Raw genomic sequence first — 26999 nt, forward strand, 5'->3', positions numbered from 1 at the left:
CGAGGGGGCATTGAGACTCACGAGGGACCTCCGTTGAACAGCTCTTTCTTATAACGTATACGATCCAGATGGGAAGCGCGATCACGCAGTCTGACTCGGCCGTTGTGGTCGGTGCCGGCATCGTCGGCAGCGCATGCGCCCTGGCCCTGGCCGCCAGGGGATTTTCCACGACCATGGTCGATCCGGTCGTCGTCCGGCGCGCCGCCTCCTGGGGAAATGCCGGCCATATTGCAACCGAACAGGTGGAGCCGCTCGCTTCCTTCTCGACGATTCGCAGCTTTCCCGGTCGGCTGTTCTCCCGGGGCGGCGCACTGGGGCTGCCGATCGGTGAAATGGGAGCATGGCTGCCCTTCTCGCTTCGCCTGCTCGCGGCGAGCCGCCCTGCCCGCTTCGCCGCCGGCAAGGCGGCGCTCGGCGGCGCGCTCGGTGAGGCGATCGGCGCCTGGCGGCGGCTGCTCACGGCCGCCGGCGAGCCGGACCTCCTGCTCGAGGACGGGCATTTCGTCCTGTGGCAGACGAAGGAAGCCGCTGCGAGTGGACGCGCACACTGGGAGGCGGTGGAAACGGGCACGGCCACGTTCAGGGATGTCACCCCCGACGAAGTGGCGATGCTGTTGCGCCTGACCAACCGCCCCCCCGCGGGCGCGATCCGCTTCCTCGGCACGGGGCAGATCGCCGATCTCGGGCTGCTCGCCGAAGTCCTGGACAGGAGGCTGGGGGACCTCGGCGGGAAACAGCTGTGCGCCGGCGTCCGCACGATCCAGACGACGGGCCGCCGCGTCTCGCTGCAACTCGACACGGGGGAGACGCTCAGCCCGCAGGTGGTGGTGGTGGCCGCCGGCGTGGCATCAGGACGGATGCTCCGGGCGCTCGGCTACAAGGTACCGATCATCGCCGAGCGGGGCTATCATCTCCAATCCGCCGCAACCGACTGGCCCGTCGACCTCCCACCCGTTGTCTTCGAGGATCGGTCGATGATTGCGACGCGATTCCGCTCGGGCCTGCGCCTCGCGAGCTTCGTGGAGTTCGGACGTCCCGACAGCCCGCCGGATGCGCGAAAATGGGCGCGGCTGCGCCAGCATGCACGCGAGCTCGGCCTGAGCCTGCCCGAGCCGGTCAGCCAATGGATGGGGGCCCGCCCGACCCTGCCGGACTATCTGCCGGCGATCGGCCAGAGCAGGACGGCCGACAACCTGTTCTACGCCTTCGGGCACCAGCATCTCGGGCTCACGCTGGCCGCGGTCACCGGCGAGGCGATCGGCGCGCTGGCGGCCGGCGAACCGCCCGCGATCGAGCTTTCGGGCTTCGATCTCGAACGCTTCCAGCACAGATTCTGACGCACTTGAGAAGGGGGAATTGCCGCAATGCGACAGGCCCGGAATGCCGTCCACCTGATCCGATCCCTGGCGGCGCTCGCCGCCATCCTCCTCGCCTGGTCGCCGGCCCATGCGCAGGACCGGATCGCGATCGTCGGCGTCACCGTCATCGACGGCACCGGCGCGCCGCCCCGGCCCGGCATGACGGTCGAGATCGAGGATGGGCGGATCAGGGCGGTCGCGCGCCGTGCCGTTCCGCCGACGAACGCGCGGGTGATCGACGGCCGCGGGAAATATCTGCTCCCGGGCTTCATCGACAGCAACGTGCACGGCACCGTCTACGGCAATCCGGCAAGGCGGGACACGTCCGCAAAATATTCCGAGCGCAACGAGGAGCTCGCGCTCGAATTCGCGCAACGCCACCTCAAGGTCGGCGTGACGACGATCCGGGACAGCTACGGAGTCCTCCCGCCGCTGCTTCGGGTCCGCGACCGAATCGCACGCGGCGAGGCAATCGGGCCGAGGCTGCTCGTCGCCGGCAACATCATCGGCTGGGGTGGCCCCTTCTCGCGCACTTATTCGCTCACCGACGATTCGGAACTCTCCCTCTTCCAGGAGCAGTGGAACGACCTGCTCAGCCAGGGCGTCGGCGAAGAGCTGATGGACATGACCCCGGAAGAGCTGCGTACAGCCATCCGCACCTATCTGGATAAGGGCGTCGATTTCCTCAAATATGGCGGAACGAGCCATTTCATGCGCCCCTCGCTGATCGGATTCTCGCCGCGGGCGCAGCGCATCATCGTCGAGGAAGGTCACAAGCGGGGCAAGGTCGTCGAGACGCATGCCACAAGCTCCGAAGGTCTGCGTCTGGCCGTCGAAGCGGGGATCGACCTCATCCAGCACCCGGAGCTGATGAGCCGAGATCTCCCGGCCGATCTCGTCGAATTGATCGTGAATCGCGGAACCCTTTGCGCGATGCGCGCCAACATGGTCACGGGCGACGTGCGCCGGCGCCAGCTCGAGCGCCGATCCGCGGCCGCGGCCCGTCTTGCCGATGCCGCTCCGCCGGAGACTTCGGCCGAACGCCACCGGCGCGCCGAGGCGCTTGGCGAGGAAGCCGAGATCCAGCGCCGAAACGCCGAACGGCTGATCAGGGCCGGCTGTCGCATCACCATCGCCACGGACAATTATCTCGGCGACGCTCCGGAGTTCCGCCGCCAACCCAAGCCTCCCGAACAGGAGCCGGGCGAAGGCAGCCTGAGAGCGATCGAAGGCCTGACCGAACTCGGCATGACGCCGATGCAGGCCATCGTCGCCGCGACTCGCAACGGCGCCGCCGCGGCCGGAATGGAGAAGGATCTCGGGACGATCGAGGCGGGAAAAATCGCCGACCTCATCTTGCTGAAGGCCGATCCGCTCGCGGACATCAGAAATATCCGCTCGCTCGACCTGGTGATAGCGAGCGGACGGGTGGTTCCGATAGATCGCCTGCCCGATCAGGCATTCTTCGGACCGCCTGCGACGACGAGCACGCCCTGATCCTCCTGCCGAGCAGGAGGAGGCGGCATCCCCACCCTGCGCGAGCGGGGCGGCGCCGGCGCGGCAGGCGCTCCGTCACCGCGACACGTCGACTGCCTCGATCACCATCGGACCGGCCGGGATGCCGCGCTCCGCCCGCTGCCGCGCCACCATGTCGCGGACCTCCGCGCGGAGGCGGCGCGCATCGTAGATGATGCCGTCCTTGACGGTATAGACGATACCGCCGACTCGCTCGACCTGGCCCGTCGCATCGTTGAGCCGCAGGGTACCGGTGCCGAAAAGCAGCTTCATGTTGGCGAGCGGATTGCCGTTGACGATGACGAGGTCCGCCTTTCTCCCCACCCTGATCGTGCCGACTTCGTCGTCGACGCCGAGCGCTCTCGCACCCTCCTGCGTCGCGGCATGGATCACCTCGAGCGGACTGAAGCCGGCTTCGCGGAGCAGCTCCATCTCCTGGACGTAGCCGAAGCCGTAGAGATTGTAGATGTAGCCGCTGTCGCTGCCCACGGTGACGGCGCCGCCCCTATTCTTGTACTCGTTCACGAACTGCATCCAGAGGCGGTAATTCTCCTTCCACGCCATCTCATGCTCGGTGGTCCAGTCGAACCAGTAGGAGCCGTGATTGACTCGGCTCGGCCGGTACCAATCCCAGAGACTCGGCAGGGTATATTCATCATGCCAGGCCGCGCGGCTCATGCGCATGAAGTCGCGGCTCGTAAGATATGCGGTGAAGGTCGGGCTCAGCACGAAGTTGCGCTCGAGCAGCTGATCCATCACATTGTTCCAGGCCTCGGAGCCGGGCTTGCCGGCCTGCTGCCACAGGCGCCCTGCCTCGCCGAACCGCATCTGCTCGTCGGTATTGATGAAGTCGTTCGGAAAGGCCTGGAGGCGACGGTCGGTGAACATGGCTTCCGGTAGCCCGTACCAATGCTCCATCGAGTCCAGCCCATGGGCCGATGTCTGGAGTACGTCGGCATAAGCAACGACCGGCTGCGCGTGGTGCATGGTTGTCCTGAGGCCGACCCTTTCGGCCTCGTCGAGCGCGGCGAAGAGCACGTCTTCGGCCCCGCCAATGAACTTGATTCCGCTGGCGCCGCGACGCTGCGCCTCGCGCACGGCGAGGCGAGCCGTCTCGGGATCGTTGACCGGCCTATCCAATATATCCTGGAACATCGGATAGATTTCGATACGCGGCGCGACGATCTCGTTGCGCTCGCTGCGCCGCTTCACGTCGGCCAGCCATTCGATCGGCCGCCCGCCACTGCCGACATCGCGCACGGTGGTGACGCCGTGGGCCATCCACAACTTCAATATATAGTCGGAAGGGACATTCTGCCCGTCCGACAAGGTGTGAAGATGGGTGTGGGTGTCAACGAAGCCGGGCAGGACGTAATGGCCGGTGAGATCGATTTCATGATCGCCGGGCTCCGCCCGCCGGGACTCGTCTATCGCGCCCGGCGCCCCGATCGAGCGGATCTCGGCGATCCGATCGTTCGAAATGACGATGTCATACGGCCCCTGTGCGGGCGCGCCGGTGCCGTCGACCATGATGACGTTGCGCAGAATGACCCTGGAATATGGCCCAATGCCCTCGGTGCGGGCTGGAATCGGATCGGCGACATCGGCCCGCTCGGCCGGGGCGGCCTGGCCGGCAACAGGGCCCATGCCCGAAATGGCGAGCAAGGCCGCGCCTGCCAGGAAACGGAACAGATTAGCTCGACCGGACGACATCGTTTTCTCCCCCTGCATCGGCCGATCCGACTGGATTCGGCCCTTTATTTCTCATCCCTCGATCTCAGACCGTCTCCGCGCGCGGCGTGAAGATCCTGACGCCGAAGACCGGCCCGCACCGATTGAGTCCTTCGGCGGGCTCGAAGCGGACCATCACCTGCTCCTTGCCCCGGGTAAGCGCCTCGGGAATCGGATAGTCGACGGTGAAGAACTCGCCGGGACGCTCGCGCTGGAGCTCCTGCGTGGCGATCCGGGTGCCGTCGACCAGGATGTGAAACAGCTTGTTGCGCTCTTCGCCCCAATAGGTCGCCTGGAGCACGAGCGGCCCCGGGCGCACCCGCATCCGGAACTGGAAGAATCCGGGTTCCCCCTCCCCGCGCGCATCTCGGCCGTGGCGCCCGCGATAGGTGACCGGATAGGAATTGCGCGAGGTGAGCTGATGGTCGCGCTCCGGCTGCATCTCGCCGAGGTGCATGACGTCGACGGAACGCGCTTCGAGATCCCGGAGACGGGCCTGCTCAGCGGCGAAAGCGGCCTGCTCGACCGTCCATTCGGCATCGGTGAACCGGCGGAAATAGACGGCGGTCCGGCGATCGCGCTGCTCCAGGAAGGGAGCGAAGCGAAGATCCTCCGGCCGACCGATTCCGCGGGTGACGAAGGTCTTGTCGGGGAGCGAGGCGGCAGCGAAGCCACCGACGATGTCGCTCCCGACCAGCGCCGGAGCGGTGCCTTCGAAGGGCTGGTCCGCCGGGCCGAGGTCGGCTGCCAGCACGACCGGGCCGTGGAGGAAGGCGATCGTCGACGGATCGTCGACCGTCGGCTCGGAGCGCAGCTGCATCGGCAGCGAAAGGGTTATCCGGTCACCCTCCGCCCAGCTCCGCCGCACGATCGCGTAGCCGTCGGTCGTTTCGATCGGCTGGGCTTCGCCGTTCACTGCGAGGGTGGCGCCGGTGCACCAGCCGGGGATCCGCATCGCGACGGCGAAATCCGTCGGCTGCGCAATCTGCTCGATCGCGAGGCTCACCTCTTCCCCGTAGGGATATTCGGTGTCGAGGCTGACGACCGCCTTGCGTTCGTTCCAGTCGAGCCGCGAGGGAATGAACAGGTTGACGATGAGCATGTCGTCGGCCTGCCAGTAGATGGATTCCCCATGCTTGGCATGGCTCTCCATCCCACTTCCGACGCAGCACCAGAAATCGTCGAACGGACTGGAGAAGGTGCGGTGCGAGCCGGACATCAACGGAACCATGTAGGCGAACATACCCGTCCGCGGGTCCTGATGCGCCAGGATATGGTTGATGTGCGCCCGCTCATAATAGTCGAAGAGACGCGCTTCCGGCTTCCAGCTGTAGAGGTGCCGGGTGAGCTTCAGCATGTTGTAGGTGTTGCAGCTTTCGCAGGTCTGCTCGGTGATATGCTTCGAGATCGTCCGCGGCTCCGGGAAATATTCGCGATCGGCGTTGCCGCCGATGACATAGGTATAGTCACGCGTGACCGTGTCCCAGAAGAAGCGCGGCGCCGCGGCGTCGGCCGGCCGGCCGGTCAGCTCGTGCAGGCGTGCGAGGCCGATCAGCTTCGGAATTTGCGTGTTCGCGTGAATCCAGGGAAGCACGTCCTGGCCGGCGGCGAGGGGATCGAGGATCTTCTTGTGGCGCAGTCTTTCGGCGAGCCTCAGCCAGCGGGCGTCCCGAGTTCGTGCGTGAAGTTCCGCGAAGCTTTCGTTGATCCCGCCATGCTCGCAGTCGAGGACCTTCTGGACCTGTTCATCGTCGAGCTGGGCGAACACGCCGTCAATATATCCGCCGAGCCCCTGGGCAATTCCAAGCGCCTTCGGATTGCCGCACAACGACTGCGCATCGAAGAGCCCCGCGAACAATTTGTGCCAGTTGTAGAAGGGTACCCAGCAGCCGTTGAGATCGAATCCCGCCGACCGGATGTCGCCCCGGACGAGCTCGGAAAAGAGGACCTTGCCGTCCTCCACGATGTCGCCGCGCTTGCGCGTGAACCCGGCGACATAGCCGTCGCCGTGGGCCGCCTGGACGGCCGCAAGCTCGTCAACGATATAGTCGACGCGGCGCTTGCACTCGGCGTCCCCCGTCTGCGCATGCATGAGCGAGGCCGCGGTGAGGTAGTGGCCGAGCGTGTGGCCCGCGATCGTGTCGCTTTCCCATCCGCCATAGACCTCACCCTTCGGCTCGAGGCCCGCGCTTGTCCGGAAATTGTGGAGCAGCCGGTCGGGCTCCAGGCGGTGCAGATAGCCGCGGTTCGCCTCGACCGCCTCCAGGAAAGGCGAAGGCTTCAGCCGGACCGCCGAGAGCGGAAACGATCGAGCCGTCGCCGGCAGCCCGCCGCTGCTCCCGGCGGCCTGGGGAGAACAAGAAATGATGGTCGGAACAAATGCCATGGCAGCCCCGCTGAGCAAGAAATTGCGACGCGTCGTCAGCCAGGGCATTGGGTTCCTCTCAGGTTGCGGCTTGGCGGGCCGAAGCTATATTATACGGTATACGAGTCAATGTGGAGCGTCCACCCCGTAGGGATTGAACGGACGCCATCACCGGTCAAGGGAGTGACAGATGATAAGAGGAACGGTCCTGATAGGGACTCGCGAAGTGGAAGGCGCTGACCGGTTCAGCGCGATCAATCCCGCGACCGGCGAGACGTTGGACCCCGTGTTCCACGGTGCAGGACCGGCCGAGGCCGGCGAAGCCGCCGGCCTCGCGGCCGCGGCCTTCGACTCCTATCGCGAAACCGATCCCGAGACGCGGGCGCGCTTCCTGGAAGCCATTGCCGAAAAGATACTCGCCACGGGCGATGCGCTGATCGAGCGCGCCGTTGCGGAGACCGGCCTCCCGCGGGCGCGAATCGAGGGCGAACGCGGACGAACCGTCGGCCAGCTGCGCCTGTTCGCGGCCAACCTGCGGCGCGGGGACTGGGCACAGGTGACCATCGACCCTGCCCTCCCGGACCGCCAGCCGTTGCCGCGTCCCGACCTGCGGCTGCGCAACGTTCCCCTCGGGCCGGTCGCGGTGTTCGGCGCCAGCAACTTCCCACTCGCATTTTCCGTGGCAGGCGGAGACACGGCCTCGGCGCTCGCCGCGGGATGCCCGGTCATCGTCAAGGGCCACCCGGCCCATCCGGGGACCGGCGAGCTCGTCGCGCGAGCCATCGCCGCGGCCATCGCCGAGCAGGGCCTGCACGAGGGAGTCTTCTCCTACCTTCCGGGCCCGAGCAACGCGCTCGGCGGAGCGCTCGTCGCCGATCCGCGCGTCAAGGCCGTGGGCTTCACCGGCTCGCGCGGCGGCGGCCTTGCGCTGATGGATATCGCGCAGCGCCGGCCGGAGCCGATCCCCGTCTATGCAGAGATGAGCAGCATCAATCCGGTGATTCTTTTCCCGCGCGCACTCGCCGCACAGCCGGAAGAGCTGGCACAAGGATTCGTCGGCTCGCTCACCATGGGCGCCGGCCAATTCTGCACCAATCCGGGCATCGTGCTCGGAATCGGCGGGTCCGACCTGGACCGGTTCATCGCCGGGGTTGCGGCCGTCCTGACGAAAAGCAAGCCGAGCGTCATGCTGACGCCGGCCATCTGCGCCAATTACGAAACGGGCGTCGAGCGGCTGTCGGCCCACGACGCTGTGGAATTGGTTGCGCGCGGCAGCGTCGGCGAAGGCGTGAACGAGGGCCGTGCGGCCCTGTTCGTCACCGATGCCGAACCCTTTCTCGGCGACCCTGCTTTGTCGCATGAAGTATTCGGCTCGAGCTCGATCGTGGTTCGCTGCCGCGACTTCGGAGAAGTAGGCGAGATCCTCGAAAGCCTGGAGGGACAGCTCACCGCGACGCTCCGGCTGGCGGACGGCGACGAGCAGCTTGCCGCACCGTTGATTCCTGTCCTGGAGCGGAAGGTCGGCCGGATTCTCGCGAACGGTTGGCCGACGGGCGTGGAAGTGACCCACGCAATGGTGCATGGCGGCCCCTTCCCCGCCACCTCCGACAGCCGCACGACCTCCGTCGGAAGCCTGGCGATCGATCGCTTCCTTCGGCCGGTCAGTTATCAGGATCTTCCCGAGAGCCTGCTTCCGCCGATGCTCAGGGACTCCAATCCTTACGGCCTCCCCCGGCGGGTCGATGGGAATCTCGCGAGCTGACCGCTTCGTTCGGCCGGCGCGCTCACTGGGTGAGCGCGCCGCTGATTCCCCAGGTGTCGGTCATGGCATAGCCTTCCGGCCACGGATCGGCGGGATCGACGACATATGTGTGGAAGCCGGTGATCCAGGCGCTGCCGCGGATCGACGGCACGATGGCCGGCCTTCCGCCCACTTGCGTCCTGCGCACGATCTTGCCGCGGAATTCGGAACCCAGGATCGATGCATGCACCATCGAATCGCCCACCTTCATCTGTCCCCTCGCTTCGAGGACCGCCAGGCGAGCCGAGGTGCCGGTCCCGGTGGGGCTCCGGTCGAGCCGTCCCGGCGCGACGACGCAATTGTTGAGAGTCACCTGGCCCACGCCGTTGAAGCGGGATGCGAACTGGACGATGGATACGCCTCTTATGTCCGGGTTTTCGGGATGGGCGATATCGAGCTGCTCGCGCGCGGCGAGGCGGATCCGCTCGCCCAGGTCGGAGATCCGACGTGCTTCCTCCGGAACCAGCTTCAAGCCCAGCGCGTCGGCATCGACGATCGCGAAGAACATGCCGCCATAAGCAACGTCCACCAGGATCGAGCCGAGGCCCTCGACATCGATCCGGGCATCGAGCGAATGCGCGAAGCTCGGCACGTTCTCGAACTCGACCCATTCGCACCGGCCGTCGCGGCAGGACGCCACAGCCTGAACGGGACCTCCCGGCATGTCGAGGCGGACGGTCGTGCCGGGTTCCTCCATCGGCAGGATGCCGGTCTCGAGCATGACCGTCACGGCGCAGATCGTGTTCGAACCCGACATGGGAACATATTCGGTCGGCTCCATCACGATCAGGCCGACGTCGCAGTCGCGGCGCGTAGAGGGGACGATCAGATTCAGGTGCCGGATTACGCTTCCGCGCGGTTCGCACAACAGAAGCCGGCGCACATGGTCATGGTCGCGTTCCATTGTACGCATCTTCTCGAACATGGTCCCGCCCGCAGGCGGAAGGACTCCGCCGACGATGACGTCTCCCACTTCCCCGCCGGCGTGACAGCCGACCACGGAGATGGATCGTTTCAGGCGCATGCGTTTCTCCCAGGCCTTGCGCCGGCCTCCAGCCTGCTGCAGTAGATACGGTATACGATTCAGCGGGAGGGGGCCATGCGATTTCGACTCATTTTGCTGCTTGTCGGAATGGTGTCGATCGGTCCGCTGCCGTCCTTCGCCCAGCCGCAGGGAGGACTGGAGCTCGATCAGATTTACGGGGCCCAAGCCGTCGAGCTCGAGCGCGCCGAGACGACGAAATGGCTCGGCCGCGGCGATCACTATACCATCGTGCAACCCTCGGCGACGACACCAAGCGGGTCGGACATCGTCCGGATCGAGACCGCTTCCGGCGTGCGCGACGTGCTGGTCGCGGCATCGGACCTGCGGCCCGATGGAGCGGCCGCTCCGTTGACGATCGACGATTATCAGTGGTCGCCCGACGGCCGCTACCTGCTGGTGGCGACCAATGCGCAACGGTTCAGGCGCAACCGGGCGCTCGCCGATTACTGGCTGCTCGACCTCCGCAGCAAGGCCTTGCACCGCCTCGGCGCGGGGCTGGAACCGTCCAGCATGATGCATGCCGAATTTTCCCCCGACGGTCGGCTCGTCGCTTATGTCTACCGCAATAATCTCTATGTGGAGCCGGTGGCGGGCGGAGGGCCGCGGCCGCTGACCAACGATGGCAGCGACCTCATCGTCAACGGAATAGGCGATGCGGTATACGAGGAGGAGTTCTTCCTCGCCAAGGCCTTCACCTGGAGTCCGGATTCGCGCCGGATCGCCTTCTGGCGCTTCGACACGGAAGGCGTCGGCACCTTCTACATGATCAGGAATACGGGCGGCCAGTATTCGGAGCCGGTTCCGCTTCAATATCCCAAACCGGGGACGACGCTTTCCGCCGTGAGAATCGGCACCGTCGCGGTTGCCGACGGACGGACCACCTGGTTTCGGCTGGAGGGCGATCCGCGTCAGAACTACGTGCCGAGGATGAGCTGGGCCGACCGTCCGGACGAGGTCATCATCCAATATATGAATCGCCTTCAGAACCGCAACGAGGTGCTGATGGGCGATGCCGAGACCGGAGCGACCCGGCGCGTTTTCCTCGACGAGGACGCCACCGCCTGGGTGGAGGCCAATGACGATCCGGTCTGGCTGGATGGCGGGAAGGCGTTCACCTGGCTCAGCGAGCGCGACGGCTGGCGCCATTTCTATATCGTCTCGCGCGACGGGCAGCGGCTTGACCTCCGAACGCCGGGCGAGTTCGACGTGGTAAGCGTCGAGAGTGTCGACGAGGAGAGCGGGTGGGTCTATTTCATCGCCTCGCCCGACGACCCGACCCGACGCTATCTCTTCCGGGCTCCCCTCAAGGGGGATGCGCGAATCGAGCGCGTGACTCCGCAGGGCCTGCCGGGGACCCACGCCTACGCGATCGCCCCGGGCGCCCGCTGGGCGTTCCACAGCTTCTCGACCTTCCATGAGCCGCCCAGGACGGGTGTCGTGAGCCTGCCCGCGCACGCGGCGACGCGTGGCATCGTCGACAATGAGGACATGCGGGCCCTGCTGGCGGCAACGCCCCGACAGGAAACGGAATTCTTCCGGATCGACATAGGCGGCGGGGTTCGTCTCGATGCCTGGATGATCAGGCCGGCTGATTTCGATCCTTCGAAGAAATATCCCCTCCTGCTCCACGTCTATAGCGAGCCCGCCGGCCAGACCGTCGCCGACCGATGGGGCGGAGACCGGACGCTGTGGCACATGATGCTGGCTCAGCGGGGATATCTAGTGGCAAGCGTCGACAGCCGCGGCGCCAACTCGCCTCGCGGGCGGGACTGGCGCAAGAGCATCTATCGGCAGGTGGGGATCCTGGCTTCGGCCGACCAGGCGGCCGCACTGCGAAGGATGATGGCCGATCGCCCCTATATCGATCCGGAGCGGGTCGGGATCTGGGGCGCAAGCGGCGGCGGCGCGATGACGCTGAATGCCCTGTTCCGCTATCCGGACCTCTACAGGACAGGGATCGCGATCGCCTCGCCGGCGAACCAGCTTCTGTACAACGCCATCTACCAGGAGCGCTATATGGGCCTGCCGGATGAGAATGCCGAAGGCTATCGCGACGGATCCCCGATCAACTTCGCCGGAAATCTGAGAGGCAATCTGCTGATCATCCACGGCACCGGCGACGACAATGTCCACTACCAGAATCTCGAGCAGCTGGCGGATCGGCTGATCGCCGAGAACAAGCAATTCTCGATGATGGCCTATCCGGATCGCACGCATTCGATCAGCGAGGGACCGAATACGCGCCTGCACATGTTCACGATGATGACCGACTATCTGGGCGAGCACTTGCCGCCCGGAGGCAGGTGATAGTTCACATTGGAGGCGATGAAGCCAGGATGAGCGAGAAAGTCAGAATGTCCCTCGGCGAGGTCCGCGACCTCGCAGAAAGCGTGCTGCGGCGGTTCGGCCTCGGTGAAGCGCATGTGCAGGCGGTGGCCGAGACGATGGTGGCGGGCGAGCGGGACGGCTGCGCCTCGCACGGAATCTATCGGCTGCTGGTCTGCGCTCATACGATCAAAACCGGCAAGGTTGTGCCTGACGCGGTACCTTCGGTGCATGAGCCGAGCCCCGCCATCGTCAGGATCGATGCGGGCGGAGGCTTCGCGCAACTCGCCTTCGAGCTCGGGCGCCCGATCCTTGCCGAGAAGGCGCGGCGTTTCGGCCTGGCGGCGCTGGCGATCAACCATTGCGTCCATTTCGCCGCCCTTTGGCCCGAGGTAGAGCGGCTGGCGGCCGACGGCCTGGTCGCTTTCGCCTGCACCCCCAGCCACGCCTGGGTGGCGCCGGCAGGAGGAAGATTGCCGGTGTTCGGCACCAACCCGATCGCTTTTGGCTGGCCGCGTCCGGGGCCCCATCCCTTCGTTTTCGATTTCGCGACCAGTGCCGTCGCGCGGGGCGAAATCGAGCTCCACCGGCGCGAGGGCCGCCCGATTCCGCTGGGCTGGGGCATCGACCCGGACGGCAATCCGACGACCGACGCACAAGCGGCGCTTGCCGGTGCGATGCTGACCTTCGGAGGTCACAAGGGGTCGGCCCTGGCGACAATGGTCGAACTGCTCGGCGGGCCCCTGATCGGCGACATGACCAGCGCGGAATCCATCGCGCTGGACGATGGCGCCAAGGCCTCGCCGATCGGCGGCGAACTGATCATTGCGCTCGACCCGTCAGGTTTCCTCGGCTCGACGGCGCTGGACCATATCGCCCGGGCCGAGTCCCTGTTCGATCAGATTACGTCCCAGGGCGCGAGACTGCCCTCGCAGCGGCGCTACGATGCGCGCAAGCGCAGCCTGACGGAGGGCGTCGACATCCCCGGGCCCCTGCTCGAGGATATACGCTCGCTGATCGATTGACGGCTTTAGCCGAAGGGCGCGTCGATCGACGGCGAAGGCTCGGTGAACCAGGCCGCGCCTTCGTCCGTGACGTGAAAATGATCCTCCAGCCGGATCCCGAACCGCTCGGGGACGACGATCATCGGCTCGTTCGAGAAACACATTCCCGGGGCGAGGGGTGTCCGGTCGCCGCGGACGAGATAGGCCGGCTCGTGGATCGCCAAACCGATTCCATGGCCGGTGCGATGCGGAAGGCCAGGAAGCCTGTATCCGGGCCCGAGCCCTGCGGCTTCCAGCACGCGCCGGGCCGCGGCATCCACCTCTTCGCACGCGACGCCGGGCCGAACGGCGTCGAAGGCGGCTTTCTGCGCGGCTTTCTCCAGATCCCAGAAACGTCGCTGCTCGTCATCGGCCTTACCGAACACGTAGGTACGCGTGATGTCGCTATGATAGCCTTTCACGGTGCACCCGGTGTCGATCAGGACGAAGTCGCCCTCCCGCAGCCAGCACTCCCCCGGGAGCCCGTGCGGAAATGCCGTCGACCGGCCGAATTGCACGATGCAGAAGCTGCTTCCGGCGGCGCCCAGGGCCCGGTGCGCTTCATCGATGAATGCCCGCACCTCACTGGCGCTGATCCCCTCGCTCAGAATTCTCGCCGCGCGACGATGGACCTCCAGCGTCATCTGCTTGGCTTGTCGCATCAAGGCCAGCTCAGCCGGCGACTTGCGCATGCGGCAGCCGTTCACGACCGGTGCCCCGTTGAGGAGCTGAAGCGATGGCGCAGCTTCGCGCACAGCGTCTACATGCGCGTAGGCGAGGCCTGGATCCATCGCCAGGACGGCGATGCCGCGGTCCCTGGCGGCCGAAGCGACCAAGGCGAACGGACTCTCATCCTCCTCCCAGAGCCGCACCTCGGCGTCGACGGCAAGCTCCGCTTCGAGCGTTCCAAGCTCGAAGGCCGGACAGATGACGATCGGAGCCCCTCGCCTCGGCAGGAGCATGGCGACCAGTCTTTCGGAAGCGCCCCATCCGATTCCGGCGAAGTAGAGAAGGCTCGGCCCCGCTCCGATCAGCAAGGCGTCGGCGGCGCTATCCGCGAGAAGCTCGCGTGCCTGCTCGATCCGTGCCGCCCGCTCGCTCTGGTCGATGGGGGGCGCCGGGTCGGGCCAGGGCAACAGCTCGGCAAGCTCGTCGACACGGCTCGATCCGCCAATCCCGTGCGTCATGCAATTCGGTCCTCATTCTGGGTCGAGTCCGCTGTTGGCCGGCCGTTCGGGCAAGTGCAAGGGACCATTTCGACGATGAAGGCCTGCATCCCATGTGCCGCGGACCGGCGCTCGAAGAACAGAGAAGCGGTTGCGCTTTCGCTGCGACGAATTTCGACTATGAGGGTAGATATTATGGACCGATACACTGGACGACTGTCATGAGCTTGCTGGTCCGCAACCTGTCGGAACAACTCGTCGAACTGGTTCGAGAACGAATTCTGACGGGTCAGGTAGCGGCCGACCTGCCAATTCGCCAGGATGCGCTGGCCGCCGAGCTGGGCGTCAGCAAAATCCCGCTGCGCGAGGCGCTTGCGCGGCTCGAGCAGGAAGGTTTGCTGCGATCACAGGCGAACCGCGGATTCTTCGTGCGCTCCTTGTCGACCGAAGAAGCCGAGGAGGTCTATGCGTTGCGTCTCAAGCTCGAGCCGGCGACCGCTGCTCGGGCGGCCCAGTCCGCGACAGACGAAGAGAGGAAGCTGGCAAGCGACACACTGGAGACCCTGGACCGGGTCACGAACGAGCATGGCGAGGGCGTCGGCGCGTTCAACCGGGCGTTCCACCTCGCTTTGCTCAGACCCTCCCGGCAGGCCGTGACGACGAACATCCTGGAGCGGCTGCACATTCTCTCCGAGCGTTACGTCCGAAAACATCTGGAACCGCTCGGTCGCGACGAGCGGGCCAATGAGGAGCATCTCCAGCTCTTTCAGGCGTGGCTGGCCCGCGATACCGACTCTGTCGAGGAGCTGATGAGGCTCCACATCGTGCAGACGCTGGAAGATCTGAGGCGACAGCTGTCTCCATCGCGCTGACGGTCGCCGCTCGCCCGCCTTGCCGCGTTCGGCTCGAACCGTTTGGCCTGATCTCTTACCTCTCCCACCGGGTTCCCGTCGCCGCCAAGGCGGCGGGCGCGCCTTCTCGAGCCGCGAAGCCGACGTCTGGACCCTGCTGCGGATAATGTATACGATATCCGAATCGGGCCAGAGAGTCCGAATGGCCGAAGGGGGTAAATCATGATCAGCCTGAAAGCTGCGACGCTCCTGGTGACGACGTCGCTCCTCGCATCCGCCGCTTACGCACAGGAAGCCGAACCCCCGGCGGCGGCCGCCGAAAGCGAGGCGATCATCATCACCGGTTCACGCCTTCCCTCGACCGACCTGACGGCGGCGGCGCCGGTGACCGTGCTGGACCGCGAGGAAATCGATCAGACGGGTGCCCAGAGCGTCGGCGAGCTGCTGCGCGAGCTGCCGGTGGCGAGCCCGTCGGCCAGCGAATCTGCTGGACGCGGCAATAACGGATCGGCGAACGTCGCGCTGCGCGGCCTCAGCGCCGTAAATACCCTCGTCCTGATCGACGGCCGGCGCGTCATCGCGAGCACTGCCGGCGGCACCGTCGATCTCAACAGCATCCCCTTCGAAGCGATCGAGCGCGTCGAGGTGCTTCAGGACGGCGCCTCTGCCGTCTACGGCTCCGACGCGATCGCCGGCGTCGTCAACATCATCATGCGCCGCAGCTATGACGGCCTGCTTCTTCGCGGCGGCTATGGCATCAGCAGCCGGGGCGATCTTCCCAATCGGGAACTCAGCGCCACGTTCGGCCAGGAATTCGATCGCGGCGGCTTCGTGCTCAGCGCCAGCTGGCGTAAGGCGGACGGCAACCGCATCGCCCAGCGCCCGGTCAGCCGCGATCCCGACTGGCGCTCGCGCGGCGGCCGTAACTTCCGCGACCCGCTGCCCATATATACGTCGTTCAGAGGCCTCGATCCCGGCAATCCTGACCGCGAGCTTATCATTCGCGAAGGCGTGACCCAGGCGACTTCCCTCTCGGACTTCCGCGACTTCCTGTTCCCGGGGACCAACGACCCGGGCGCCAATGACGGCATCAACTACTGGCAATATGAGAGCAGCGCCTCGGACATCGAGCAGGTGAACCTCTGGTTCAACGGCAACTACGAGCTGACCGAAGGAATCCGCTTCTTCCTGCAGGGGGGATTCAACAGCCGCGAGTCGCTCGGCTACCTCGCGCCTGACTATATCGGCGAGGTGTTCGGCGACACGGTGATCGTCAGCGCGAACAACGACTTCAATCCGTTCGGGGTCGACGTCAGCGCCGCCCGCAGCTTCGTCGAGCAGCCGCGCGATTCCTGGCGGCAGAGCGACGTGGATTCGAAGACTTACCGATTCATCGCCGGACTGGAAGGCGAGTTTGGCGGCGGCTGGCACTGGGACGTCTCCTATAACCAGCAGCATCTCGATCAGCTCACCTACAGCGGCCGTGGAATCAACCTCAACCGGATCCGCGAGGCGGCCGGCGATTCCGATGTTTGCCGCGCGCTGAACAATGGATGCGTGCCGATCAACCTGTTCGGAGCTCCGGGCTCGATCAGCCAGGAAGTGTTCGACTTCATCTCCACCGATCTGTTCAGCGATGTGAGCGCCGAACTGAGGTCGGCAGTCGCCAATGTCCGCGGCACCTTGTTCAGCCTCCCCGCCGGCGACGTCGGCCTCGCGCTCGGCGCCGAGTATCGGGAGGAGGAATTCTCCCAGAACAACAATGCCAACGGACCCGACGACGTGTTTGCCGCGCGCGGCACGATCGGTCCCGATTTCTTTCCGCCGATCCGCAAGATCTCGGAAGTCTATGCCGAAACCGCGATCCCGATCCTGCGCGACCTTCCGTTGATCGAGAGCCTCGACGTCGAAGCGGCCGTCCGCTTCTCCGACTATAATGACTTCGGCAGCACCACCAACCCGAAGGTCGGCATCCGGTGGCGCCCCTATGAGGATCTGATGCTGCGTGGCTCGTGGGGCACGGGCTTCCGCGCGCCGAGCTTCACCGAGACCTATAGCGGAACGTCCCGTGGTTTCCGTCCGATCGTCGATCCCTGCACCGGCGAAGACTTCGCCTCCTTCCCGGGATGCAACGGGCGCCGGGCGATCACCGACTCGTCCGGCGCCTGGGTGATCAGCGGCGGCAATCCGGACCTGCAGCCCGAGGATGCGGAGAATCTGACGATCGGCCTGGTGTTCACTCCGTCCTTCATTCCCCGTCTGGCGATCACCGTCGATTATTACCGGATCAAGAAGGACAACATCATCGGCACGGCCGACGTGAACTATATGATCCTGCAGAATGCGCTCGACGGCACCAGCTATGCGGACCGGATCACCCGCAACGAGAACAATTACGTGTTCGAGGTCACCGCGACGCGGGACAATCTGCTGAACCAATCGATCAGGGGGATCGACATCGGAGCGAGCTACGAGACACCCACCGCCTCGTGGGGAAAGCTGTCGCTGCGCACCGACGTGACCTATCTCGACAGCTACAAGAACTCGCCGGCACCGGATGTCGCACCGATCGAACGATCCGGAACCTACACGACCGAGCTCGGAACGCTCGCAAAGTGGCGCGCCACCGGCCGTGCTACCTGGTCCTATGGCGACTTCGACCTGTCCTACGCCTTCCGTTACGTCGATGGCGTGCTCAACCAAGGCTCGCTGCGCATCAACGGCGAGCAACTAAGGGCCCGGAGCTACTTTCAGAGCGATCTGGTCGCCAACTTCTACGTCAACCCCGGGGACATGAAGCTGACGCTCGGCGTCGAAAATGTCTTCGACCGCATGCCGCCATGGCTTGAAGGCAATTACCAGAACGGCTTCGATCAGGGCGTGTTCAATTCGCGCGGACGCTACTTCTTCGCCCGCGTGGAAAAGAAGTTCTGACCGTCCGAGCCACGGCAAGGGGTCGGCGGGTTTGAGGGAGGGGAATATGTCGGTTCGCCGATGGGCGCTCGCCTGTGCCTTGGGGCTGCTGCCCGCTTCCGCTGCTTTGACCCAGCAGCCGGCACCGCCGGAGCCGCCGACACCGCTCACGGCTCAGACCCGGAAGATGGGCGGGCCGATGCCGGCCGAGCAGCTGGCCCTGACCTTCGAGCATCTCGATCTCGCCATCAAGGTCTTCCCGGACCAGGAGAGGATCGAGGGTGATGCGACGCTCGCGCTTCGACCGACGGCGCCGATCCGCACCCTCATCCTCGATCTTTATCCCGGCTTCACGATCGACTCGATCCATCTCGACGGGCGCAGGATCCCGTCGACGTCTTACGCCAATCCGGAAGGCCAGCTGCGCATCACTCTGCCCCGCCCGGCCCCTGCAGGCAGGGAGATCAGGGCGAGGATCGTCTGGTCCGGCAAGCCGCCGGTGGCGAAGCGGCCGCCCTGGGAAGGCGGCACGACCTGGACCCAGACCCCCGACGGGCAGCCCTGGATCGACACGTCCCACTGGGGCGGCGGATGCGACCTCTTGTGGCCCTGCATCGATCATCCGACGCGCAAGCCGGCGATGGCCGACCTCCATTACACCGTTCCCGCGCCCCTGGTTGCCCCCGGCAACGGCGCCTTCATGGGGATGACCGAAACGGACGGCTGGCGGACCTACAATTGGCGCGCGCGCAGCCCGCATACCTACGGCATCGTCCTGAACGTGGGCCCCTACAAGCTGCTCCAGGACGAGTATCGGAGCCGCTACGGCAACACGATTCCAATGTATTATTGGTACCTCCCCGGCGAGGAGGCACAGGCGGCCGAGCTGTTCCGGGAGTTTCCGCTAGCGCTCGACTTCTTCGAATCCCAGATCGGCCCCTACCCCTGGGCGGATCAGAAAATGGGGGTCATCCGCGTCCCCTATTCCGGGCTCGAGAACCAGACGCTCAACGGTTACAGCATCGATTATCCGCGGACGATGTACGGCTTCGATCCGCTCATGCATCACGAGTTCTCGCACGAATATTTCGCGAACCAGCTGGCGGCTGCCAATTATGACGACCTTTGGCTTCACGAGGGAATCGGCTCGTACATGCAGCCGTTGCTCGGCGAATATCTCAACGGGGCGATCGACTATTATTCGCTGCTGAAATCGCAGCGCGCCGGCATCCGGAACCTTCAGCCGCTCGTCGGCGGTCGCGAGCGCGGCGAAAGGGAGGTCTATGCGGAGCCCACCGGACCGCAGGGCGACCTGTATCCCAAGGGAAGCTGGGTCATGCACACGCTTCGCGAGCTGATCGGCCGCGAAGATTTCTACGAGATCATCCGCCGCATCGTCTACGGACGCCCGGACCCCCGGCCGGGCAATTTCGAGCCGCAATTGGCGACGACCGCAGACTTCATCAGGATCACGAACGAGGTGACCGGCCAGGATCTAGCCTGGTTCTTCGACGTGTATCTCTATCGTGCGGCGCTTCCCAAGGTGGAGAGCGAGCGGCGCGACGGCAGGCTTCATCTGCGCTGGGGTACGCCCGACGACCTTCCCTTTCCGATGCCGCTCGACGTGATGGTCGACGGCCGGCTGACGACGCTTCCCATGGCAAATGGCGAAGGATCGGTGCCGGTGCAGCCATGGAGCACCGTGACACTCGATCCGCAGTCCAAGCTGCTTCGCCAATCCGACGCGATAGACCGCTTCCACGCCTGGCGCGAGGCCAATCCGCAGGAGGCGGGCCGGCGGCGGTAGCGCGAGACTTCCCGAGCTGGACAAGACGGACGAAAACGACTTCGGAAACCAGGACATCCGGGACCGCAGCCTAGCCGGACCGGGAAGCTCCCGCGCCGGCTGAGGTCCCGGTCAGACTATCGGCTTCCTCTTCCCGAGAAGCTCACGATGCGACGGTGTCGGCTGGCGCATGCGGATTCCTTCCGCCGCCGGCGATCCACAGGTCGATCTGCTCCTCGAGGACCGGCAGCGGTACCGAGCCAAGGTCGAGGATCACGTCGTGGAACCAGCGCTGGTCGAACCGGTCGCCGAGCGCCGCCTCGGCCTCGGCGCGCTTGCGCCGGATGAGCATCTCGCCGAGCTTGTAGGCAAGAGCCTGACCGGGACCGCTGATATAGCGGTCTATCTCGCGTTCGACCTCGTGATCGGAAAGCGCGGTATTGCTGGCGAGATAATCGATCGCCTGCTCGCGCGTCCATCCGAACTGATGGATGCCGGTGTCGATCACCAGACGGCAGGCGCGCCACATCTCGTAGCTGAGGCGGCCGAAATCCTCCTCAGGAGTCTCGTAGATGCCCATGCCGATACCGAGCCATTCGGTGTAGAGCCCCCAGCCTTCGCCATAGCCGGAGAAATAGGTATTGCGGCGGATCGGCGGCCGACCTTCCAGCTCCAGCGCGAGGGCCGCTTGGAAACTATGGCCGGGCGCGCATTCGTGCACGGCGAGCGCCGGCAGCGTGTAGAGCTTCCAGGCCGGGAGATTGTGGGTGTTGAACCAGCAGCTGTCCAGCCCGCCATTGCCCCCGGTCCCGAACGGGGCGATGGCGTCGGGGGTCGGCAGGATCGTGAAGCGAAAGCGCGGCAGCAGCCCGATAGTCTCGCCGAGCTTTCCGTTGACCTTTTTGATGATGTAGGTGGCTCGGGCGATATGCTCGTAGGGCGTCTTGGCGACGAACCGCGGATCGGTCTTCAGGAAGTGAAGGAAGCCGGCAAAATCGCCTGTCCAGCCGGAGCGGCGCATCACCTCGTCCATCTCGGCGCGAATGCGGGCGACCTCGCCGAGGCCGATCTGATGGATCTGCTCGCCGCTGAGGTCCAGGGTGGTATATTCGCGGATCAGCGACCGGTAATAGTTCGCTCCGTCCGGCAGGGCCTCGGCGGCGAGCGTCGTGCGGGCGCCGGGAATATATTCGTCGCGGATGAAGGGCAGCAGTTTGGCGTAGGCGGGAGCGACCGATCCGGCGATCAGCGCACGGGCTTGCTCGCGCAGTGCCTCCTGCTCGGCGGCCGGAATGCTGTTCGGCATCTGCGTGAAGGGAAGGTAGAACGGATTGCGCTCCACGTCGCTTTCGGTGAACGGAAGGATGCTTTGCTCCCGCCCGGTGATCGTCACTCGGGGCGGCGTAAACCCGCGTTCCAGCCCGGCGCGCATATTCGCGATCTGCTCGTCGAAATAACGCGGGATGTCGCGCATCCTGCCGAGATAGTTGCGATACGCCTCGGCATCGCTCAGCCCCTGACGGGGCGCCAGGAAGACCCAGAAGGAGCTGCCGCTGCGGAAGGGCATTTCATAGTCGCGGTAACGCAGCTCCGCGACCTTGGCCTCCAGAACGGTGCGGAAGACCGCTGCGTTGATCTTCTCTTCGGGCGAGAGCTGATCGACCGGAATGCGCTCCAGCTGGGCCAAAGTTTGGCTCCAATAACGAAGGCGCCGCTCCTGCGCCTCCGGCGCGACGCTCGGAAGGCTGGCCCCGCCGAAGCTGTACCCGTCCTCGCCGAAGCCGAACTCCTCACTGCGCCATTCCCATTCCGCATCGTAGAGGGCCCTGAGTCGCGCGTCAGCGCTGCCCGCCTGGGCAGCGGGAACCTGGCCGCTTGCGGAAGCGAGCGGAACGGCACTGAGGAGGAGCAGGGCCAGGCTCGACTTCCAGGCGGATCTCAACATTGCATTCACCCCCGAAGCTTCCTGGAAATCCGAATAGCCGTAACGCGACGGATCAGGGTGCCGCCGCAGCGGCGCTCGCCCCCTCCTGCGCGTGGGGGTTCCTCCCCCCGCCGGCGATCCACAGGTCGATCTGCTGTTCGAGCACCGGCAGCGGCACCGAACCCAGGTCGAGGATCATGTCGTGGAACCAGCGCTGGTCGAACCTGTCGCCGAGCCTCTGCTCCGCGTCGGCGCGCTTGCGTCGGATCAGCATCTCGCCGAGCTTGTAGGCGAGCGCCTGCCCGGGGTCGCTGATGTAGCGATCGATCTCGGTCTCGACCTCATGGTCGGCGAGCGCCGTGTTGCTGGCAAGATAGTCGATCGCCTGCTCCCGGCTCCAGCCGAGATGGTGAATGCCGGTATCGATCACCAGCCGGCAGGCGCGCCACATCTCGTAGGTAAGGCGCCCGAAGTCCTCATAAGGAGTCTCGTACATGCCCATGCCGATGCCGAGCCATTCCGTGTAGAGACCCCAGCCTTCGCCATAGCCCGTGAAGGAGGTCGAGCGCCGGAATGGCGGCCGGCTCGGCCCCTCGAGCGCCAAAGCGGCCTGGAAGCTGTGTCCCGGTGCGCATTCGTGCACGGCCAGCGCGGGCAAGGTGTAGAGCTTGCGCGCCGGAAGGTTGAAAGTGTTGAACACGCAGCTGTCGAGACCGCCATTGCCGCCGGTTCCGAACGGCGCGATCGCTGCCGGCGTCGGCAGGATGGTGAACCGGTGACGCGGCAACAGGCCGATCGTTTCGCCGAGCTTGCCGTTGACCTTGTTGATGAGCCAGGTCGTCCGCGCGATCAGATCGTAAGGCGTCTTGGCGACGAATTGCGGATCCGTCTTGAGGAAGTTGAGGAAGCCGGCGAAATCGCCTGTCCAGCCGGAGCGGCGCATCACCTCGTCCATCTCGGCGCGGATGCGCGCCACCTCCTGAAGGCCGATCTGATGTATCTGCGCCGGCGTCAGGTCCAGCGTCGTATGATCCTTCACCAAGGTCGCGTAATAGGCCTCGCCGTTCGGAAGGTCCTCCGCAGCGAGGGTGGTTCGGGCGCCGGGAATATATTCGTCGCGGATGAACGGGAGCAGCTTGGCGAAAGCGGGCGCGACGGTCTCTGCGACCACCGTCCTTCCTTCCGCCCGAAGCGCTTCCTGCTCGGCAGCGGGAATGCTTGCCGGCATCTGGTTGAACGCGTTGTAGAATGGGTTCTGGGCCGGATCGGGATTGGCGAAGGGCTCGATGGTACGCTCGCGGCCGGTAATAGTTACCCGCGGCGGCGTGAAGCCGCGCGCCAGACCGGCGCGCATGTTCGCGACCTGCTCGTCGAAGTAGCGTGGAATGTCGCGCATCCGGGCGATATAGTCTCGATACTCCTGCGCGTTGCGAAAGCCCGCGCGGGGCGCCAGGCGCGCCCAGAAGGAGGAACCGCTTGCGAACGGCATCTCATAGTCGCGCGCCTCGAGCTCATGGACGAAGCGCTGCAGGCTGGTTCTGAGGACCGCGTGATTGATCCGGTCTTCGGCCGACAATTGCGCGACGGGAATGGTGTCGAGTTCGGCCAAGGTACGGCGCCAATATTCGAGCCGCCGCTGCTGGGCGGCCGGAGTGACGTCGGGGAGGCGATCCGTCCCGGGCCCGCGAGTACCTTGTGGGCCCAGAGCAAGCTCGTTCACGCGCCACGCCCATTCCGCTTCGTAGATCGTTCGGAACCGGTCCGCCGCCGACTGGGCGGCGGACGCGAGCTGCAGCGGCGCGGCGGTCGCCGCGATGGGCAGGCAGGCTGCCGCAAGCGCCAGCAAGGCCGACAACCTCATGTACCGATCTCCTTTCCTGGAGCCGGCGGACCAGGACATTGCCCAGCCCACCGGCTCGTGACCGCCGCTTTCGCTTCGATGCGCCCGGCTGCGGGGGTAGACAGCTTTCGCGCCACGAGAAGCGGCAGGGTTAGAAGCGCGCACGCGCCCCGATGAAGAAGCGCCGGCCGATCACGTCCCACAAGGACGGATCCGTATTGGCGTCGCCGGCCAGGGCGGTGCCGAGGATCGGAGGCTTGTTGTCGAACAGATTGTCGATGCCGCCGAACAGCTCGAGATGCTCCAGGACCTGAACCGTCGCCGCCGCATCGACATACCATTCGGGCGCTGCCCTCTGCACCGCGGCCGTGGCCCCGGGATAGAGGTTGAACTCGCCGATCATGCGACCCTGGAGCCTGAACGTGACGGGACCGCTGTCATAGGTGCTGCTGAGGTTCAGCTTGAAGTCCGGGAGGCCGAACGTGCCGGTACCGATGCATCCGTTGCCGAAGCGGCCGGCACAGTCGACCGGCTCCTGGTTGGTGAGCACCTGAGTCGAACGCTCGAACAGCCAGCTGGCGATCGCCTGCAAGGTGAGATTGGCCTCGTTGCCGCCGATCTGGAAGAAGGTGCCGAGAGGCATCCGATAGTCGGCCTGGAAGTCGAGACCCTCGACGTTGATCGCGCCGATATTGCTGAGCTGCGTCGAGACATAGTCGATCTGCCCGTTCGGAAGGCGGAAGATCGACCGGCAGGTCGGCGAGTTCGGATCCAGATTGGTGAAGCAGTCGGTGAGCGTCTGGTTGAGGTTGATCGATGCGATCGCGCCATCCACCTTGATCCGGAAATAGTCCACCGTGATGTTGAGGCGGTCCAGGAAAGGCGGCGAGATGACGGCGCCGATCGTCAGCGTATCCGATTGCTCTTCCCTGAGGTTCGGATTGCCGCCGCTCTGCACGGTCTGTCCCAGCGACGATTGCTCGAAATCGTCGATGTCCGACTGCGGAATGCCCTGGGCGACGCAGAGCGCCTTCTGGGCGGTGCTCGGATTGTTGGACCGCGAGCAGGGGTCGGATCCCGAGCTGAACCCGCGCGTGATCGGCGCCTTGAGTTCGTTCAGGGTGGGCGCCCGGATCGCGCGGTTGAAGGCTGAGCGGAAGCGGATCCAGTCGAACGGCGCATATTCGCCGCCGACCTTCCAGGTGAAAACGCCGCCGACGGTGCCATTGTCTCCGCCATAATCGGAATAGCGGGCGGCGCCCTCGACCGCCACGGTGTGAAGCAGCGGCCGTTCGGAGAAGATCGGGATTCGGATCTCGCCGAACACTTCCTTCACATCGAATTGGCCGCGGACACGGCTTTGCGAGCCGGGGCCATATTCGCCCGCCAGGTCCTGCGGACTGGGGTCGAACCGATAGGAATCCTTGCGATACTCGGTGCCGAGCGCCAGCGACACCGGTCCGCCCGGAAGGTTCAGGAGCACGCCGCTGATCGAGGCGCCGGCAACCTGACGCTCGAACTCGTCGTCGCTGACGCGCGGTGGCGTCAGGAAAGCCCCGGCTTCGGGCGTGATCGAGCCGTAGCCGAAAATGTTCACCGGTACGCAGCCGCGGGTCGGGTCCCGGCAGACGACCTGACCCTGGTCGTTGATGACTGCATCGAGACCCTGGCTGAGGCGCGTCAGCGATATGAAGTTCTCGTTGCGGGTATCGCTGCGATTGCGCTGGTACTGGTAGAAGGCCTCCCAGCGCCAGTCGTTGCCGCCGAGACCGAGGCGGCCGCGCAGGCCGCCGGTCAGGTTGAGGGAGTTGCGCTCGTAGAAGCTGTCGCGGGTGCCGAGTTCGTCGGCCCGGCGCGCCGCGCCCACGATGGCCGCCGTTCCGTCGCCGTCTGGGTCGAACAGGGCCTGATTGTTGACGAAGAAGTCGCGCGTCGCGGGCGACAGGATCGGGTTGGTCGCATAAGCGGGAACGAGGAGAGTCGACGAGGCCGCACCCGGAGTCAGCGGAACGAAGGATTCGGGCGCCAGCGTCGTGTTGTTGCGCGAGTTGACGAAGAAGGCTTCGCCAAATACTTCGACGCTGTCGTTGATTTCGTAGCGGGCGATCGCGGAACCCTGGATCCGCTCGAGTGGCCGCAACAGATAGTTGAACGGGCCGTAATTATAGGCATCCTCGGGAGTGCAATAAGCAAAAGGAACGCCATTTTCGCGGAACTGAATACTGGTCAGGTTGGAACAGGGGCCGTCGGGCGTCAGGTTGACGCCCACCAGCTGATCGAGCTGCGACCGGCTGAGGCCGATGCGCGTTCCGGGAACGTTGCCGGAGCCGCCGGGCACCAGCTGGCCGTTCACGGTGTCGAGAGGAACCTGCGCAAAGCCGCGGTCCGCCTGGAACACCGGATCGCGCTTGGTATAGGAAGCCGAGAAGACGACGTTGCCGCGGCCATCGTCGAGATTGGCGCCGAACGTGGCGTCGATCTTGTGCGAGGCGCCATCGTCGCGGAAGGTCTGGCCGTAGAGATAGCTGACCTCCAGCCCTTCGAAGTCGCGCCTGAGGATGAAGTTCACCGCGCCGGCCACGGCATCGGAACCGTAGACGGCCGAGGCGCCGCCGGTGATGATCTCCACCCGCTCAACCAGGGCGTCGGGAATCGTGGCGAGGTCGACCTGGCCGTCGGAATTGGCCGGGATGAAGCGGCGTCCATTGGCGAGCACCAGGGTGCGGGTGGCGCCGAGGCCGCGCAGGTTCGCGGTAAGGACGCCGGATCCGCCGCCATTGTTGACGCTGGACGTGTTGCCCGACGCGAGCTGCGGAAATTCGTTCAGGGTGCTCTCGAGCGTCACATTGCCGGCGAGCTGGATGTCGGCCTGGCCGACGACCGTGGTCGGGCTGGGCGCGTTGAGGTCGGTCCGGATCAGGCGCGAACCGGTGATGACGATTTCGCCCGCGTCGTCGGGAGCGGCCGCCTGCGAGCTATTGGCAGGCAAGGTTTCCTGCGGAAGCGGTTCGGCGGCTTGCGGAGTCGATGTTTCCTGCGCCTGCAGAGGCACGGGGAGAATGAGGGCTACGCCGCAAAGCAGTCCAGCACTGGAGAGCGATCGGCGAGCAGGGCGAGCGATAAATGGCTCGGACATTGTGACCTCCCGATGTAATTTTTTTTCTACGGTATACGATATACCAGCATCGAAATGTGTCAACCCGGGAAATCGAGCACAGCTTCGCAGCCACATGACGCGCTCTCAGCCGCCCGCTTTTGGGCTTCCCATCTGGATCGTATACGTTATAAGAAAGAGCTGTTCAACGGAGGTCCCTCGTGAGTCTCAATGCCCCCTCG

Annotated in this window: 15 protein-coding genes; 8 read left to right on the forward strand and 7 right to left on the reverse strand. The window is 65.4% G+C overall.

Annotated features, from left to right (window positions below):
• Positions 1–68 precede the first annotated feature (68 nt).
• Positions 69–1337 (forward strand): FAD-binding oxidoreductase, encoded by a 1269-nt coding sequence (locus EKM57_RS21265; protein WP_129794551.1) that lies wholly within the window; start codon positions 69–71, stop codon positions 1335–1337.
• 27 nt (positions 1338–1364) lie between these two features.
• The gene (locus EKM57_RS21270) at positions 1365–2855 is read left to right on the forward strand and encodes an amidohydrolase family protein (protein ID WP_129794552.1); all 1491 of its coding nucleotides are present in this window, start codon (positions 1365–1367) and stop codon (positions 2853–2855) included.
• 75 nt (positions 2856–2930) lie between these two features.
• Here the strand turns inward: EKM57_RS21270 and EKM57_RS21275 are convergent, their stop codons facing one another.
• Together EKM57_RS21275 and EKM57_RS21280 are read right to left on the reverse strand one after the other, a co-directional pair.
• Positions 2931–4586, reverse strand: coding sequence for an amidohydrolase family protein (locus tag EKM57_RS21275; protein ID WP_243451183.1), 1656 nt, complete (start codon positions 4584–4586; stop codon positions 2931–2933).
• Positions 4587–4650: 64 nt separating this feature from the next.
• Positions 4651–6990 (reverse strand): glycoside hydrolase family 127 protein, encoded by a 2340-nt coding sequence (locus tag EKM57_RS21280; protein ID WP_206185536.1) that lies wholly within the window; start codon positions 6988–6990, stop codon positions 4651–4653.
• A gap of 169 nt (positions 6991–7159) precedes the next feature.
• On the opposite strand from EKM57_RS21280, the gene EKM57_RS21285 reads away from it, so the two are divergent.
• Positions 7160–8731 carry an aldehyde dehydrogenase (NADP(+)) gene (locus EKM57_RS21285; RefSeq protein WP_129794554.1) on the forward strand — a complete coding sequence of 524 codons (1572 nt, stop codon included), beginning with the start codon at positions 7160–7162 and terminating at the stop codon, positions 8729–8731.
• A 22-nt stretch (positions 8732–8753) separates the two neighbouring features.
• Here the strand turns inward: EKM57_RS21285 and EKM57_RS21290 are convergent, their stop codons facing one another.
• Complete coding sequence (locus tag EKM57_RS21290; protein ID WP_129794555.1) at positions 8754–9794, reverse strand: proline racemase family protein; 1041 nt, start codon at positions 9792–9794, stop codon at positions 8754–8756.
• A 75-nt stretch (positions 9795–9869) separates the two neighbouring features.
• Here EKM57_RS21290 and EKM57_RS21295 point away from each other — a divergent pair, with 75 nt between their 5' ends.
• Positions 9870–12122 carry a S9 family peptidase gene (locus tag EKM57_RS21295; RefSeq protein ID WP_129794556.1) on the forward strand — a complete coding sequence of 751 codons (2253 nt, stop codon included), beginning with the start codon at positions 9870–9872 and terminating at the stop codon, positions 12120–12122.
• A gap of 29 nt (positions 12123–12151) precedes the next feature.
• Complete coding sequence (locus EKM57_RS21300) at positions 12152–13165, forward strand: Ldh family oxidoreductase (protein WP_129794557.1); 1014 nt, start codon at positions 12152–12154, stop codon at positions 13163–13165.
• 5 nt (positions 13166–13170) lie between these two features.
• Here EKM57_RS21300 and EKM57_RS21305 read toward each other — a convergent pair whose 3' ends face one another.
• Positions 13171–14370 (reverse strand): Xaa-Pro peptidase family protein, encoded by a 1200-nt coding sequence (locus EKM57_RS21305; protein ID WP_129794558.1) that lies wholly within the window; start codon positions 14368–14370, stop codon positions 13171–13173.
• 200 nt (positions 14371–14570) lie between these two features.
• Between EKM57_RS21305 and EKM57_RS21310 the strand changes: the two genes are divergently transcribed.
• The 3 genes from EKM57_RS21310 to EKM57_RS21320 all read left to right on the forward strand — a co-directional run bounded on the left by EKM57_RS21310 (position 14571) and on the right by EKM57_RS21320 (position 19920).
• Positions 14571–15221 carry a GntR family transcriptional regulator gene (locus EKM57_RS21310; protein WP_129794559.1) on the forward strand — a complete coding sequence of 217 codons (651 nt, stop codon included), beginning with the start codon at positions 14571–14573 and terminating at the stop codon, positions 15219–15221.
• Between the two features lie 201 nt (positions 15222–15422).
• On the forward strand, positions 15423–18134 hold the full coding sequence (locus EKM57_RS21315) for a TonB-dependent siderophore receptor (protein WP_129794560.1): 2712 nt from the start codon (positions 15423–15425) through the stop codon (positions 18132–18134).
• A 46-nt stretch (positions 18135–18180) separates the two neighbouring features.
• Positions 18181–19920 carry a M1 family metallopeptidase gene (locus tag EKM57_RS21320; RefSeq protein ID WP_129794561.1) on the forward strand — a complete coding sequence of 580 codons (1740 nt, stop codon included), beginning with the start codon at positions 18181–18183 and terminating at the stop codon, positions 19918–19920.
• A gap of 142 nt (positions 19921–20062) precedes the next feature.
• Here the strand turns inward: EKM57_RS21320 and EKM57_RS21325 are convergent, their stop codons facing one another.
• From EKM57_RS21325 to EKM57_RS21335, 3 genes are all read right to left on the reverse strand, one after another.
• Positions 20063–21844: a DUF885 family protein gene (locus tag EKM57_RS21325; RefSeq protein WP_129794562.1), complete on the reverse strand. Its 1782-nt coding sequence runs from the start codon at positions 21842–21844 to the stop codon at positions 20063–20065.
• 52 nt (positions 21845–21896) lie between these two features.
• A complete protein-coding gene (locus EKM57_RS21330) occupies positions 21897–23684 on the reverse strand; it encodes a DUF885 family protein (protein ID WP_129794563.1) in 1788 nt (595 codons plus the stop codon).
• A 130-nt stretch (positions 23685–23814) separates the two neighbouring features.
• On the reverse strand, positions 23815–26799 hold the full coding sequence (locus tag EKM57_RS21335; protein ID WP_129794564.1) for a TonB-dependent receptor domain-containing protein: 2985 nt from the start codon (positions 26797–26799) through the stop codon (positions 23815–23817).
• Positions 26800–26999 lie beyond the last annotated feature (200 nt).

This window comes from Sphingosinicella sp. CPCC 101087 (assembly GCF_004151485.1).
Classification (GTDB): domain Bacteria; phylum Pseudomonadota; class Alphaproteobacteria; order Sphingomonadales; family Sphingomonadaceae; genus Allosphingosinicella.